Here is a 15667-nt window from a genome sequence, read left to right on the forward strand (position 1 = left end):
TAATGACTGGTTTGGCAATGCCTGTTTGCGACTTCTCCGCTACGTTGTTTTCGCGCCATCAGTCGGTCACCTTTTCGCGCCCTCTTATTCGTCACGCGGCCTCGGCCCGCGGCCCGGGAGATCCATCATGATCGGTTTGGTTCGTGTCGCAGCATTTTGCGCCGCGCTGGCGCTTGGCCTCGCCACCGCGCAAGGAGCCGACAAGGCGTTCAAGCGTGACGACCTCGCCGATTCCGCGATCAAGCTGGAGGCGCAGATCAAGAGCGAGGCGGGGCCGGTCGCCAAGAGCACGGCGACGCTGAAGACCGATGCCGATGCAGCCTTCAGGCGCGCCGACTTCCGCTCGGGCTTGCAGATCCTCGGCCAGATCGCCGCCACCGCGCCCGATGACAGCGGCAACTGGCTGCGGCTTGCCCGCACCATCTTCCAGATCCGCACGTCGAGCTCGACCGAGCAGACCTTCCTGCTCGAGCGCGCCTCGACCGCCGCCTACATCGCCTATCAGCGCGCCGGCAACCAGGCGGAGGAGGCCGATGCGCTGGCCGTGCTCGGCCGCGCGTTCTCTGATCGCAAATTGTGGCGGCCGGCGCTCGATGCGCTCCGCATGTCGCTCGAGATGCGCGAGGTTGCCGAAGTCCGCGGCCAGTACGAGAAGATGCGCGACGAGCACGGCTTCCGACTGCTCGATTACAGCGTGGATTCCGACGGCGCCACGCCGCGGGCCTGCTTCCAGTTCTCCGAGGAATTGGCCAAGCGGGTCGATTTCGCGCCGTTCGTGGCGCTTGCCGGCAACGACAAGCCGGCGCTCACCACCGAAGGCAAGCAGCTCTGCGTCGACGGGCTGAAGCACGGCGAGCGCTACAACATCAATCTGCGCGCCGGCCTGCCGTCGACGGTGAAGGAGAGCTTGCCGAAATCCGCCGAGTTCAACATCTATGTCCGCGACCGCAAGCCATTCGTGCGCTTCACCGGCCGCGCCTATGTGCTGCCGCGCACCGGCCAGCGCGGCATCCCGGTGGTCAGCGTCAACACGCCGGCAGTGACCATCGACGTATTCCGGATCGGCGACCGCAACCTGATCAACACGGTGATCGACAGCGACTTCCAGCGCACGCTGAGCAGCTACCAGCTCTCCGATCTCGGCGACCAGCGCGGCATGAAAGTGTGGTCCGGCGAGCTCGCGACGGCGGCCACCCTGAACCAGGACGTCGTCACCGCATTTCCGGTCGACCAGGCACTCGGCGATCTGCAGCCGGGCGTCTACGTCATGACGGCCGCCGCCAAGGGGCCGAGCAGCGATGATGACGGCTCGCTGGCGACGCAATGGTTCATCGTCTCCGACATGGGGCTGTCGGCGTTTTCAGGCAATGACGGCATTCATGTCTTCGTCAATTCGCTGGCCTCCACCGAGCCGGTCGCCAAGGCCGAAGTGAAGCTGGTCGCCCGCAACAACGAGATCCTTGCGACCCGCAAGACCGATGAGACCGGCCACGTGCTGTTCGAGGCCGGGCTCGCGCGCGGCGAGGGCGGGCTGTCGCCGGCGCTGCTCACCGTCACGAACGAGAAGGCGGACTATGCGTTCCTGAACCTGAAGACCAACGCCTTCGACCTCACCGACCGCGGTGTCGCTGGCCGCGCGGTGCCTGCTGGCGCTGATGCCTTCGTCTATGCCGAGCGCGGCGTCTATCGCTCCAACGAGACCGTCTATCTCACCGCGCTCTTGCGGGACGGGCAGGGTAACGCCATGACCGGCGGCCCGCTGACGCTGGTGATCGAGCGCCCCGACGGCGTCGAATTCCGCCGCGCCGTGCTGCCCGACCAGGGCGCCGGGGGCCGCACCATGGCCGTCGCGCTGAATTCGACGGTGCCGACCGGCACCTGGCGGGTGCGCGCCTTCACCGACCCGAAGGGCACCGCCGTCGGCGAGACCACCTTCATGGTCGAGGACTACATCCCCGAGCGGATCGAATTCGACCTGACGGCCAGGGACAAGGTCATCAAAGCTGAAGTTCCAGTTGAACTTAAGGTCGACGGTCATTTCCTTTATGGCGCGCCGGCGTCCGGGCTGCAGCTCGAGGGTGACATGCTGGTGACGGCGGCCGCATCGGGACGGCCCGGCTATCCCGGCTACCAGTTCGGCGTCGCCGACGAGGAGAGCGCCAGCAACGAACGCACCCCGATCGAGGACCTGCCGGAGTCCGACGCCAAGGGCACGGCGGTCTTCCCGGTGAAGCTGGAGAAGGCGCCGACGTCGACCCGGCCGCAGGAGGCGCAGATCTACATCCGCATGGCCGAGACCGGCGGCCGCTCGGTCGAGCGCAAGATCGTGCTGCCCGTGGCGCCGGCGAGCTCGCTGATCGGCGTCAAGCCGCTATTCGGCGACAAGAGCGTCGCGGAAGGCGACAAGGCCGAGTTCGACGTCGTGTTCGTCGACACCGACGGCAAGCAGCTCGCGCGCGACGGCCTGCGCTACGAACTGCTGGGGATCGAGTCGCGCTATCAATGGTACCGCCAGGGCTCGTCGTGGGACTATGAACCGGTGAAGTCGACCAGCCGCGTTGCTGATGGCGATGTCAATCTCGCCGCCGACAAGCCGTCACGGCTGTCATTCGCGCCGCAGCCGGGCCGCTACCGCCTCGACGTCAAGTCGAGCGATGCTGATGGCCCGCTGACCTCGGTGCAGTTCGATGTCGGCTGGTATTCCGACGGCAGCGCCGACACGCCTGACCTGTTGGAGACCTCGATCGACAAGCCGGAATACCAGTCCGGCGACACCATGGTGGTGACCGTCAACGCCCGCACGGCCGGGCGGCTGACCGTCAACGTGCTCGGCGACCGCCTGCTGACGACGCAGAGCGTCGACGTCAAGGAAGGTACCCAGCAGGTCCGGCTCAGCGTCGGCAAGGACTGGGGCACCGGCGCCTATGTGATGACGACCTTGCGCCGTCCGCTGGATGCGGCCGCGCAGCGCATGCCGGGCCGTGCGATCGGCCTGAAATGGTTCGGTATCGACAAAAAGGCCCGCACGCTTGCGGTGACGCTCACGCCGCCATCGCTGGTGCGGCCGGGCTCGGCGCTGAAGATCCCGGTCAAGCTCGACGGGCTCAATCCCGGCGAGGACGCCAAGGTCGTGGTCGCAGCCGTCGATGTCGGTATCCTCAACCTCACCAATTACAAGCCGCCGGCGCCCGACGATTACTATCTCGGCCAGCGCCGCCTCACGGCCGAGATCCGCGATCTCTACGGCCAGCTCATCGACGGCATGCAGGGCACGCGCGGCCAGATCAGGACCGGCGGCGATTCCGGCGGCGCCGAACTGCAGGGCTCGCCGCCGACGCAGAAGCCGCTCGCGCTCTATTCCGGCATTGTCACCGTCGGCGCCGACGGCACCGCCGAGATCAGCTTCGACATTCCGGAATTCGCCGGCACCGCGCGGGTGATGGCGGTGGCCTGGAGCGCCACGAAAGTCGGGCGCGGCACCATCGATGTCACCGTGCGCGATCCCGTGGTGCTGACCGCGACCTTGCCGCGCTTCCTGCTCAATGGCGACCACGGCACCATGAGCATGGACATCGACAATGTCGAAGGCGCGCCCGGCGACTACACCATCAACGTCAAGGCGTCCGGCCCGGTGAAACTGTCCGGCAATCCGGCGACCACGGTGAGGCTCGCCGCCAAGCAGCGCACCTCGCTGTCGCTGGCCTTGGATGCCGGCGGCGCTGGCGCCGCCAATCTCGACGTCGACATCTCAGGCCCGAACGGCCTGACGCTGGCGCGCCACTACGCGCTCGACGTCAAGGCGGCGACGCAGGTCTTGGCGCGCCGCTCGGTGCGGACGCTGGCCAAGGGCGACAGCCTGACGCTGACGTCTGACATGTTCACCGACCTCGTGCAGGGCACCGGCAGCGTCTCGCTGTCGGCGAGCCTGTCGACCGCGCTCGACGCCGCAACGATCCTCAAGGCGCTCGACCGTTATCCGTATGGCTGCTCGGAGCAGATCACGAGCCGCGCGATGCCGCTGCTCTATGTCAACGATCTCGCCGCCGGCGCGCATCTGGCAATGGACAGCGCGGTCGACCAGCGCATCAAGGATTCGATCGAACGTCTGCTTGCCCGCCAGGGCTCGAACGGCTCGTTCGGCCTGTGGTCATCAGGTGGCGATGACGCCTGGCTCGATGCTTACGTCACCGACTTCCTGACCCGCGCCCGCGAAAAAGGTTTTGTGGTGCCGGACGTGCTGTTCAAGAGCGCGCTCGACCGCATCAGGAATTCGGTGGTGAACGCCAACGAGCCCGAGAAGGACGGTGGCCGCGATCTCGCCTACGGCCTCTACGTGCTCGCCCGCAATGGCGCCGCTCCAATTGGCGATCTGCGCTATCTCGCGGACACCAAGCTGAACAATCTCGCAACTCCAATTGCGAAATCGCAACTCGCCGCCGCGCTGGCGCTGGTCGGCGACCGGGCGCGGGCGGAGCGGGTCTATGCCGCCGCGCTCGACGCGCTCAATCCAAAGCCGGTGCTGGAGTTCGGCCGCGTCGATTACGGCTCGGCGCTGCGCGATGCCGCGGCGCTGGTCTCGCTCGCCGGCGAGGGCAATGCGCCGCGCGCCACCATGATCGGCGCCGTCGCGCGCGTCGAGGCGGCGCGGGGGCTGACGCCTTACACCTCGACCCAGGAAAACGCCTGGCTGGTGCTGGCCGCCCGTGCGCTTGCCAAGGAAACGCTGAGCCTCGATATCGACGGCCAGCCGGTCAATACCGCGGTGTTCCGCAGCTACAAAGCAGATGCGATGGCTGGCAAGCCGATCAAGATCACCAATACCGGCGATGCGCCGGTGCAGGTCGTGGTCTCGGTGTCGGGTTCGCCGGTGACGCCGGAGCCGGCCGCCTCCAACGGCTTCAGGATCGAGCGCAATTATTTCACGCTCGACGGCAAGCCGGCGGATGTCAGCAAAGCGAAGCAGAACGATCGCTTTGCCGTGGTGCTGAAGATCACGGAAGCAAAGCCGGAATACGGACACATCATGGTGTCGGACTATCTGCCGGCCGGGCTCGAGATCGACAACCCGCATCTGGTGTCCTCCGGCGACTCCGGCACGCTCGACTGGATCGAGGACGGCGAGGAGGCGGAGAATACCGAGTTCCGCGATGACCGCTTCTCCGCCGCGATCGACCGCGCCAGCGATGCCAAGTCGGTGTTCACGGTGGCCTATGTCGTGCGCGCGGTCTCTCCCGGCAAATACGTGCTGCCGCAGGCCTATGTCGAGGACATGTACAATCCCTCGCGCTATGGCCGCACCGGCAGCGGCACGGTGGAGGTCCGCGCGGCGAAATGAGCGGGATGGCGAACAAGCCGCGCGGGCGATGGATCAGGCGGGCGGTCGCCATGGCGGCCGTCACCGCTCTGCTCGTGACGGGTGCGTTTACCGCCTGGGCCATCTCCCTCGGCCCATTGCCGCTTGCGGAGGCGCGACAAGTCTCCACCACCGTCGTCGACCGCAACGGCAAACTGCTGCGCGCCTACGCGATGGCGGATGGCCGCTGGCGGCTGCCGGTCGACGCGAAGACATCAGTTGATCCGATCTATCTGAAGCTGCTGCTCGCCTATGAAGACCAGCGCTTCCATTCCCACCGCGGCGTCGATCCGCTGGCGCTGTCGCGCGCGGCGGTGCAGCTCGCCACCTCCGGTCACATCATCTCCGGCGGCTCCACTATCACGATGCAATTGGCGCGGCTGATGGAGCCGCGGCGGCAGCGCTCGCTCTACGCAAAGCTGCGCCAGATCGTGCGCGCGATCGAGATCGAGCAACAGCTCGACAAGGACGAGATCCTCGACCTCTATCTCGCGCTGGCGCCGTTCGGCGGCAATCTCGAGGGCGTACGCGCGGCATCGATCGCCTATTTCGGCAAGGAGCCGAAGCGGCTGACACTGGCCGAGGCGGCACTTTTGGTGGCGCTGCCGCAATCGCCGGAGCGGCGGCGGCTCGACCGCCATCCGGAAGCCGCGCGGGCCGGCCGCGACCGCGTGCTGGACCGCATGGTGGAAGAGGGCGTGCTCTCGGCGGACGATGCCGCGCAAGCCAAGTCGGAAGCCGTGCCCAAATTCCGCAAGCCGATGCCGATCCTGGCGCCGCATGCGGCCGACCAGGCGCTCGCGACGATGAAGGATTCATCCCTCATCAAGCTGACACTCGATTCCACGCTGCAGAAAAATCTGGAATCGCTCGCCCGCGACCGCGCCGTCGCGCAAGGCCCGAACATCTCGGTCGCGATCATCGCGGTCGACAATGAGAGCGGCGACATCCTCGCCCGCGTCGGCTCGTCCGATTATTTCGACGAGCGCCGGGCAGGTCAGGTCGACATGACGCGCGCGGTGCGCTCGCCCGGCTCGACGCTGAAGCCGTTCATCTATGGCCTCGCCTTCGAGGACGGCTTCGTGCACCCGGAGAGTTTGATCGACGACCGCCCGATCCGCTTCGGCTCCTACGCGCCGGAGAATTTCGACATGACCTTCCAGGGCACCGTGCCGGTGCGCAAGGCGCTGCAATTGTCGCTCAACGTGCCAGCGATCGCGCTGCTCGACCGCGTCGGCGCGAGCCGGCTGTCGTCGCGCCTGAAACAGGCGGGCACCAGCCTGGTGCTGCCGAAGGACGAGGCGCCGGGCCTTGCGATGGGGTTAGGGGGCGTCGGTATCACCTTGCAGGATCTGGCGCAACTCTACGCCGGCTTCCCGCGGCTCGGCACCACCAGGCCGCTGCGCGAGATCATGCTTGATCGAGACGACCGCGAGCCGATGCGGCTGATGGACCAGGTCGCGGCGTGGCAGGTCGGCAATGTCCTGATCGGCACGCCGCCGCCGGAAAACGGCGTGCATAACCGGATCGCGTTCAAGACCGGGACCAGCTATGGCTATCGCGACGCATGGTCGGTCGGCTTCGATGGCCGCATCACCATCGGCGTCTGGGTCGGCCGTCCTGACGGCGCGCCGGTGCCCGGGCTGATCGGACGCAGCGCCGCGGCGCCGATCCTGTTCGATGCCTTCGCGCGCACCGGCAGGATCCCGGCGGTACTGCCGAAGGCGCCGAAGGGAACGCTGGTCGCTGGCAATACCAGGCTGCCGCTGCCGCTCCGGCGTTTCCGGCCCGTCGGGGAACTTGTGCGCACGGGCAGCGATCAGGCGCCGCATATCCAGTTCCCGATCAACGGCTCGCGCATCGATGTCGATCGCGCCGCCGGCGGCGAGGTGACGCCGATGCCGGTCAAGGTGGCCGGCGGCGTATTGCCGCTGACCATGCTGGTCGACGGCGTCGCGGTTGGCGATCTCGACAGCCGCCGTCAGCGCCTGATTGATCCGCCGGGCCCCGGCTTTGCGCGATTGACCGTGATCGACGCGACCGGAGCGGCTGATACGGTGGTCATTCGGGTGCAGTGACCGGAAGGGACCTCGTAGCCCGGGTGGAGCGGAACGCGTAACCCGGGACGCCCGCATCCGCATCGCGAGTGGCCCGGGTTACACTAGCGCTTCACCCAAGCTACAGCACCAGAGCCACACTCAGGACAAAACGGAACCTGTGCGGTTGTTTGGCCTACGGTTTCATCGTATGCGAAGCCCATGGTTGAAATCGTCAATGTCAGGCGCTTCGGAGCAGGGCAACAGCCTGTAAAACCTGCGCATTCCAGTCGCAGGCTGGCGATCGCGTTCGAGTTTGCGACCGCCAATCATGGGCGCGCGGTTCTGTTCCTCGTGCTGTGCTGCCTGGTCCTGTTCCTGCCCGGCTTCTTCACCACGCCGCCGATCGACCGCGACGAGGCGCGCTTTGCGCAGGCGACCAAGCAGATGGTCGAGAGCGGCGATTTTGTCGACATCCGTTTCCAGGACGACGTCCGTTACAAGAAGCCGGTCGGCATCTACTGGCTGCAGGCTGCAGTCGTTGAAACTGCATCCAGCCTCGGCATGCCGGGGGCGCAGGCGCGGATCTGGCTCTATCGGGTGCCGTCCCTGATCGGTGCGATCGGCGCCGTGCTGCTGACCTACTGGACCGCGCTTGCCTTCGTCACGCGGCGCGGCGCGGCGCTGGCGGCGCTGATGATGGCGAGCTGTGTCCTGCTCGGCGTTGAGGCGCGTCTGGCAAAAACCGACGCGATGCTGCTGCTGACAGTCACCGCCGCGATGGGAGCCCTGGCGCGCGTCTATCTGTCCTGGCAGCGCGGCGAGGATCCCGCGCATCCGCCGTGGTCGGCGCCTGTGATCTTCTGGACCGCACTGGCAGGCGGCATCCTGCTCAAGGGACCGCTGATCCTGATGTTCGTCGGGCTCGCCATCGCGGCTCTGGCGATCCTCGACCGCTCGCTGGAATGGTTCTCGCGCATGCGCCCGGTCTGGGGGCTGATGTGGTGCCTGGTGCTGGTGCTGCCGTGGTTCGTCCTGATCTTCTTGCGCGCCGGCGACACCTTCTTCGCCGATTCCGTCGGCGGCGACATGCTGAGCAAGCTCGGCGCGCAGGAATCACACGGCGCGCCGCCCGGGCTCTATCTTGTCCTGTTCTGGATCACATTCTGGCCGGGCGCGCCGCTGGCGGGCATGGCGGCACCGGCGGTGTGGCGCGCGCGGCGCGAGCCCGGCGCGCAATTTCTGCTGGCCTGGCTGATCCCGTCCTGGATCGTGTTCGAGGCGGTGCTGACCAAGCTGCCGCATTACGTGCTGCCGCTCTATCCCGCGATTGCGATCCTCACCGTCGGCGCGCTGGAACGGCGGGTGCTGTCGCGATCGGCCTGGCTGATCCGCGGCTCGGCCTGGTGGTTCGCGATCCCAGCGATCACTGCCGTGATCGTCGTGGCCGGCGCGATCAAGCTGACCTATCAGCCGGCATTTCCGGCCTGGCCGATCCTGGCGGGTGCGATGATCTTCGGCCTGGTTGCCTGGTGGATGTTCGAGGACAGCCGCGCCGAGCGCTCGTTCCTGAATGCAGTGATCGCGGCGATGCTGCTTGCGATCGCCGTCTATGGCGTGGTGGTGCCGACATTGAAGCCGCTGTTTCCAAGCGCCGAGGTCGGGCATCTCCTGCGCTACGCCAATTGTCCGGGTCCGAAGCTGGCATCCGCCGGCTACCACGAGCCAAGCCTGGTCTTCCTGACCGACACCTCGATCATCCTGACCGACGGTTCGGGCGCCGCGGATTTCCTGGCGCAGGGCGCATGCCGCTTTGCGCTGGTCGAGGCGCGTTCGGAACGCAATTTCGTGCAGCGGGCCGAGGCGATCAGTTTGCGCTACAACGCGGCAGTGCGCATCGACGGCTATAACATCTCGCAGGGCAGGGCGATCTACGTCACCATCTTCCGCTCCGAGACGGCGCAGTGAAAATATCCGGGCCGGTCATCCGCCATGAATCCGCAAGCTATCCGGCGCGTCTCGCCACGCTGACGGGGCGGTCGCTTGCCCAGCTCGTGCGTACGCCGTCGCATTCGCGCCGCGCGGAAGCCGGCCGGCGCGCGGCACGGCACGGGCTGTGGCTGATCGCGATCATCGGTGCCGCCATCATCGCGCTGATGCTTGTGCTCGACGTGCCCGAGATCAAGCTGATGCCGCCGCGCGGCACCGCAAGCCTGTGGTGGGTCCGCATCCTCACCGATTTCGGCAAGGATTTCTACGTGCTGTGGACCCTGGCCGGACTGTTGATTCTCGTTGCCATCATTGCCCCCGCATTGCATGGCATGCGACGATCGCTGCTGCTGGGACTGGGAACGCGGTTGCAGTTCCTGTTCTTCGCGGTGCTGTTTGCGGTCCTGGTCGGCGACCTCCTGAAATGGATCGTCGGGCGCGGCCGGCCGTTTGTCGGCGGCGAGCCCAACGCCTTCAACTTCTCGCATTTCGCCGGCAGCGAGGCCTATGCGAGCTTCCCCTCAGGGCATGCAACCACCGCCTTTGCGCTGGCCTTTGCGATCTCCGCGCTGTGGCCGCGGCTGCGGTTCGTGATGCTGATCTATGCGCTCATGATCTGCGCTACGCGCCTGGTATTGCTCGCGCATCACCCGAGCGACGTCGTCGGCGGCGCGCTGGTCGGCGTGATCTGCGCCATGGCAGTGCGCTACTGGTTTGCGGCCCGGCGGCTTGGCTTCGCGATCCAGCGCGACGGCACGATTTATCCACTTGCCGGCCCTTCTCTCGAGCGCCTCAAAAGGGTTGCCAAAAGGGTTGCCCGGGGCGCTTCCGCCCCATAAAAGCGGGCGCCGTCCCGCCATGTCAGGCGGTTCCGACCTGCGGGCCGTCCAGAGAATCAAAAATCCAGCCAAGATCCAGTCAACAAGAGTGCCGAATTGCCTTCTTCCGATCAGAGCGCGGTGGCCGTCTCCATCATTGTGCCCGTGCGCAACGAGGCCGAGAACATCGCGCCGCTGATTGCGGAGATCGCTGCCGCGCTCGGTCACCGCTGGGTCTACGAGATCATTTATGTCGATGACGGTTCGACCGATGCGACAGCATCTCGGATCGGCGCGGCCATGACGGAGCGCACCAACCTGCGCCAGCTTCGGCACGCGGTCTCTTCGGGGCAGTCGGCAGCGGTGCGCAGCGGCGTACGCGCCGCGCGCGGCGCGATCGTCGCGACGCTGGACGGCGACGGTCAGAACGATCCCTCGTTCCTGCCGGATCTGATTGCCGCGGTCGAAAGCGGCGGCGGCCGCATCGGGCTTGCCGCGGGCCAAAGAGTGGGGCGCAAGGATACCGGATTCAAGAAATTGCAGTCGCGGATCGCCAACGCCGTGCGTGGCGCGATCCTGCGCGACGGCACGCGCGACACCGGCTGTGGATTGAAGGCGTTCCCGCGCGACGTCTTCCTGATGATGCCTTATTTCGACGGGCTGCATCGCTTCCTGCCGGCGCTGGTCCGTCGCGAAGGATTTGAGATCGCCTATGTCGACGTGGTCGACCGGCCGCGCCGCTCCGGTGTCTCGAATTACGGCTTCTTCGATCGGCTCTGGATCGGGATCATGGATCTGCTCGGCGTCTGGTGGCTGATCCGCCGCAAGAAGCCGACGCCCGTAGTAGCGGAGGTGACCGGGGTCACGGGAGCGACCGGAGATACCAAAGCGACCGAGGAGCAGTGATGCTGATTCAATACGGTGAAGCTCTCGGCGATTATCTCTACGACGTCTTCGTCGCCAAGTTCGATTTCTGGCTGGCGTTCGGCCTGGTCGCGCAACTGCTGTTCACCGCGCGCTTCCTGGTGCAGTGGATTTCCAGCGAGCGCGCCGGGCAGAGCGTGGTGCCGATGGCCTTCTGGTTCTTCTCGATGGGCGGCGGATTGATGACGCTGATCTATGGCATCGCCAAGCGCGAGCCGGTCATCATTCTCGGCCAGGGACTGGCCACGATCATCTATGTCAGAAACATCATGCTGATCGTGAAGAACCGCGGGCAGGGATCGAGAACCCTGGATCGCTGACGCCGTTGCCCGCGGACAAGCGCCGCCGCTCCGGCCTTAGAGCATGATCCGGAAAAGTGGATACCGGTTTTCCGAAAAGATAATGCTCAAACAAAAAGATAGAGCGGGATGATGTTTCGAAGAAAGATCATCCCGCTCTAGGTCGCGATGCTGTCAGCGGCGAGCGCGATCCCGGCGAGGGAGATGTCAGAGCCCTTGCGACCGCGAGTGCATCGTCCACTCACGGCCTGGCGAGCCAGGTTGATGCTGGCATCCAAATCAGGGGACCTTCACTATAGCTCCAATGTTACACTCACCCGGGCGCGCGAGACGCACAGCATCAGCCGGTCCTGCCGCCTCGACGTCGGCAACACCTTGTCGCGATGCAGGACAATGCCGTCGCGATAGCCGCATTCGCAGGAGCCGCAGACCCCGATCTCGCAAGACGACGGCAGCGGGAAATCATGCTCGCGCAGCACATCGAGCAACGACTTGTCCGCAGGCACCAGAATCCGCTGCCCGGTAGATGCGACCGTGGCCTCGAACGGCTCGGGCTTGAAGTTCTCATCCATTGTCATCTGGAAATGTTCGCAGTGAATCTGCTCCTCGGACCATCCCGACAGCGACGACTGCACGGCATCGAGCAGCCGTTGCGGCCCACAGATGTAGACGTGGGTGCCGGGACTGTGCGGACCGATCAGGGCCGGATCGAACCGTTCGCCTTGTTTCGAGAACCAGCACTGCAGGTCGTCGCCGCAGACCTGCGCCAGTTCAGCGAGCAGCGGCGCCTCGGAACGCGACTTCGCACAATAGTGCAGCGTAAACGCCTTGCCCGACCGCTTCAGGCTGCGTGCCATCGCGAGCAACGGCGTGATGCCGATCCCGCCCGCGATCAGGACATAGCGCTCGCCGTCCGACGCGAGAGGGAGATTGTTGCGCGGCGCGGAGATGTGAACCTCGCAGCCCTCCCTCAGCGTCTGGTGCGCCCACACTGAGCCGCCACGGCCGTTTGCCTCGCGTTTGATGGCGATCTCGTAGCGCGCGGTGTCGGCCGGATCGCCGCACAGCGAATACTGCCGCACGCGCCCGTCGGGCAGGCGCATGTCCACATGGGCGCCCGCGCTCCATTCAGGCAGTGCGGGCCGCAGGGGATGAACGAGCTTCAGATGAATAACGTCTGGTGTCGAGTAGCTCAGCTTCTCGACACGCAGCTTCATGATCAAACGTGCCGTCATGTGCTCAACAACTCGATCTCGTCGCCGGGGCGGATGATGCCGCCGCGCTCGATGCCACAGTTCAGTCCGGAGCGATTGTAGAGCGGGAGAAACACCGGCAGACCCAAAAGCTCTTCCAGGTACTTGCACGGAAAGTTCAGTCGCCCACCGCGCAGGATCACGTCGCCGACGCGAAAGCGCCGCCCGACGAGATGGTTCAGCGGAACGCCCTGCACCGTCAGATTGCGGCGGTGGTCGCTCGGCTTCAGCGTGATCGACCCCTCCTGCAGGGGAGGATCGTTGCGGGAGAGCGCATCCAGCGCTTCTTGCTCGATCAGCGTGACCTCGCGCACATCGGGCTTCGGCGAATAGGTGCCGAAACCGTTATAGTAACGGTCGCCGACAATGCCCCGCCCGGTCACGCATTCGGCCTCGGCAAGCTCCTCCATCTCGTAGCTGGCGCCTGGCGCAATGTGGATATGCAGCAGGACGCCGCGCCACTGCGTAGCGCCGCCGTCCTTGGCGACGGCGACCGAACCGGCTGGATGCGCGAACGCCTCGATCATCTTCGGCGGCGGCCGCCCTGGCGAATGCATGTTCATGGCTCATCCTTTCGTGCGCAGCGCAATGGCTTCGATTTCAACCAGCGCATCCTTCGGCAGCCGCGCGACCTCGATGGTCGAGCGCGCCGGCGGCGCATTGCTGAAGACCTGGGCGTAAATCCCGTTCATCACGGCGAAATCGTCCATGTTCTTCAGGAACACCGTGGTCTTGACGACGCTCTCGAACGAGGCGCCGCCTGCTTCCAGCACCGCGGACAAATTGGCCAGCGACTGGCGCGTCTGCTGTTCGATGCCTTCCGGAATCGTCCCGCTTGCAGGATCGATCGGGAGCTGCCCGGACGCAAACACGAACTGCTCGGTGCGCACGGCCTGCGAGTACGGACCCGCAGCGGGCGCGGCCTTGTCGGTGCTGACGAGGAATTTGGTAGTCATGCGGTCTTCTTTCTTTTCTGACGTTCGGGTCGAGGTCTACCCCGCGAGAAATTCCTCGCGGTCCATGTTGGCGTTGCGTGCGCGCTGATATTCGATGACGCGCGCGGTTTCGCTGGCGACAGCTTCACCCAGCATGCGCTGGATGATGTGCAGCGTGGTGTCGATGCAGAGCGACACGCCGCCCCCCGTCACCACCGCACCGCTGTCGATAATGGGAGCTTCCTGCACGTCGATCCGCGGATACGCGGCGCGCATCCGCAGGAGCGGTGACACTTCCGGCGGTACGACCGCGCGTTTGGTGGTGGCGGCGATGCCGTCCAGCACGCCGCTGGCCGCGAGGATCATGCCGCCCGTACACACAGAGGCCACCTGCGTCGAGGCATGGACGCGCCTGACATAGTCGAGCGTTGCCTCCGACGCGGCCTGCTGCTCCCACCCCGGACCGCCGGTCACGATGACGACATCGCACACCGGCGCATCGTCGATGCCGAACTGGGCGATGACATCGAGACCGTTGGACAGGCTGATGATCCCCGCCTTCGGCGCAATGGTGCAGATGCGGATCTGAGGGGCGATCCGGCGTGCCATGGACAGCACGCCGAAAGTCGCGAGATCGATCGGCTCGACGCCGTCGTAGATGAAGATACCGAACAGCATGGAGCTTTCCCGCTTCAGCCGATAGTTTCGTCCTTGGTTTCCCGCGCGGCAAATGCCGCCCACAGCGTCAGGATGGCGATGCCGATCATCATCACCGAGACGCCCGTGGTGCCGCCGAAGTAACCGACCAGTGCCGTAGCGATGATCGGCGAGAATCCGCCGCCGATCGCGGCTGCCGCCTGGAATCCGAACGACGCGCCGCTGTAGCGGACCTTCGGCCCGAACAGTTCGGGGAAGTAGGTGGATTCCAGCCCGAACATCATGCCGTGCCCGAAATTCATGGCGACGATGATGGCCAGCGTCACCATGGCGACGCTCTTGGTTCCTAGCATCCAGAACAGCGGAAACGCGAAGGCGATCGTGAACAGCGCGCCCAGGATGAAGAACACGCGGCGACCGATCTTGTCCGACAGCCAGCCGAACAGAGGCAGCGTGATCAGTTCGAACAATGCGGCATACATCACCGCATCGAGCATCATCTGCTTGGGCAGCGCCAGTGTCGTCGTGGCGTACACCACCACGAACACCGTGAGCATATAGACCCAGGACACTTCGGACAGCTTCAAGCCGACGGCGATGAGGAACGTCTTGAAGTTCTTGCCGACGGCCTCGCCGAACGGGTTCTTCGAGAACGAGTCGGTGGCCCTCATCTTCTCGAAGACGGGCGTCTCCGGAACCCGGGAGCGGATGAACGTACCGAGCGCGAGCAGAACGACGCTGGCCAGGAACGGAATGCGCCAGCCCCACGCCTGGAAATCGGCCTCGGGAAGCTTCGTCGCCAGCGCGAACACCAGCGTCGCCAGCACCAGGCCGATGGGAAAGCCGATCTGCACGAAGCTGCCGTAGAAGCCGCGCTTGTCGGCGGGCGAATGCTCGATGACCATCAGCGAGGCGCCGCCCCACTCGCCGCCGAGGCCGATGCCCTGGACGATGCGGAGCAGGATCAGGAGGACGGGCGCGAGCACACCGATGGAGGCGTAGTTCGGCAGTAGCCCGATGCAGAACGTGCTCAGGCCCATGATGAACATCGTCAGCACCAGCATCGACTTGCGTCCCATCCGGTCGCCGAAATGGCCGAACAGCGCGCCGCCGAGCGGGCGGGCCACAAAGCCGACGGCGTAAGTGCCGAGCGCGGCAAGCGTTCCCGTCAGCGGATCAATGGTCGGAAAGAACGCCTTGTTGAAAACGAGCGCCGCAGCGGTCGCATAGATCAGGAAATCATACCATTCGATGATGGTGCCGACGCTGCTCGCAATCACGATCGATCGCATCTTGGAGCCAGCCGTTCGGGCGTCAGACATGGTTGCAGCAATGCTCATTTCCAACTCCTTATAAAAAGTCCTGAGGAACATATTTCCCCTTTACGAGAGACTTTTCCACGA

At 65.5% G+C, this 15667-nt stretch carries 11 protein-coding genes; 6 read left to right on the forward strand and 5 right to left on the reverse strand.

The features are described 5' to 3' along the window. Positions 1-127: 127 nt before the first annotated feature. The 6 genes from I6F35_RS12075 to I6F35_RS12100 all read left to right on the forward strand — a co-directional run bounded on the left by I6F35_RS12075 (position 128) and on the right by I6F35_RS12100 (position 11440). On the forward strand, positions 128-5335 hold the full coding sequence (locus tag I6F35_RS12075; RefSeq protein ID WP_225117889.1) for an alpha-2-macroglobulin: 5208 nt from the start codon (positions 128-130) through the stop codon (positions 5333-5335). Next, entirely contained in the window at positions 5332-7431 is a 2100-nt protein-coding gene (gene pbpC, locus I6F35_RS12080) for a penicillin-binding protein 1C (protein ID WP_225117890.1), read from the forward strand. Before I6F35_RS12075 ends, pbpC begins: the two co-directional genes overlap by 4 nt. Before the next feature lie 180 nt (positions 7432-7611). Continuing rightward, entirely contained in the window at positions 7612-9357 is a 1746-nt protein-coding gene (locus tag I6F35_RS12085) for a glycosyltransferase family 39 protein (protein ID WP_225117891.1), read from the forward strand. Positions 9358-9359: 2 nt separating this feature from the next. Then, positions 9360-10217 carry a phosphatase PAP2 family protein gene (locus I6F35_RS12090; protein ID WP_225118033.1) on the forward strand — a complete coding sequence of 286 codons (858 nt, stop codon included), beginning with the start codon at positions 9360-9362 and terminating at the stop codon, positions 10215-10217. A gap of 96 nt (positions 10218-10313) precedes the next feature. Then, on the forward strand, positions 10314-11102 hold the full coding sequence (locus I6F35_RS12095) for a glycosyltransferase family 2 protein (protein WP_225117892.1): 789 nt from the start codon (positions 10314-10316) through the stop codon (positions 11100-11102). Continuing rightward, a complete protein-coding gene (locus I6F35_RS12100) occupies positions 11102-11440 on the forward strand; it encodes a lipid-A-disaccharide synthase N-terminal domain-containing protein (protein ID WP_225117893.1) in 339 nt (112 codons plus the stop codon). The genes I6F35_RS12095 and I6F35_RS12100 overlap by 1 nt, the downstream gene beginning before the upstream one ends. Positions 11441-11712: 272 nt before the next feature. Here I6F35_RS12100 and I6F35_RS12105 read toward each other — a convergent pair whose 3' ends face one another. From I6F35_RS12105 to I6F35_RS12125, 5 genes are read right to left on the reverse strand one after another with little or no spacing between them, the layout of a single operon-like run. Next, positions 11713-12654 (reverse strand): PDR/VanB family oxidoreductase, encoded by a 942-nt coding sequence (locus tag I6F35_RS12105; protein WP_225117894.1) that lies wholly within the window; start codon positions 12652-12654, stop codon positions 11713-11715. Further along, positions 12651-13235 carry an MOSC domain-containing protein gene (locus I6F35_RS12110; protein ID WP_225117895.1) on the reverse strand — a complete coding sequence of 195 codons (585 nt, stop codon included), beginning with the start codon at positions 13233-13235 and terminating at the stop codon, positions 12651-12653. Before I6F35_RS12110 ends, I6F35_RS12105 begins: the two co-directional genes overlap by 4 nt. A 3-nt stretch (positions 13236-13238) precedes the next feature. Further along, positions 13239-13628, reverse strand: coding sequence for a RidA family protein (locus tag I6F35_RS12115; protein WP_225117896.1), 390 nt, complete (start codon positions 13626-13628; stop codon positions 13239-13241). A gap of 36 nt (positions 13629-13664) precedes the next feature. Continuing rightward, the gene (locus I6F35_RS12120) at positions 13665-14285 is read right to left on the reverse strand and encodes a DJ-1/PfpI family protein (protein ID WP_225117897.1); all 621 of its coding nucleotides are present in this window, start codon (positions 14283-14285) and stop codon (positions 13665-13667) included. Between the two features lie 14 nt (positions 14286-14299). After that, entirely contained in the window at positions 14300-15604 is a 1305-nt protein-coding gene (locus I6F35_RS12125) for an MFS transporter (protein ID WP_225117898.1), read from the reverse strand. Positions 15605-15667: the final 63 nt, after the last annotated feature.

The sequence above is a fragment of the Bradyrhizobium sp. BRP22 genome, assembly GCF_020194175.1.
GTDB lineage: Bacteria > Pseudomonadota > Alphaproteobacteria > Rhizobiales > Xanthobacteraceae > Bradyrhizobium.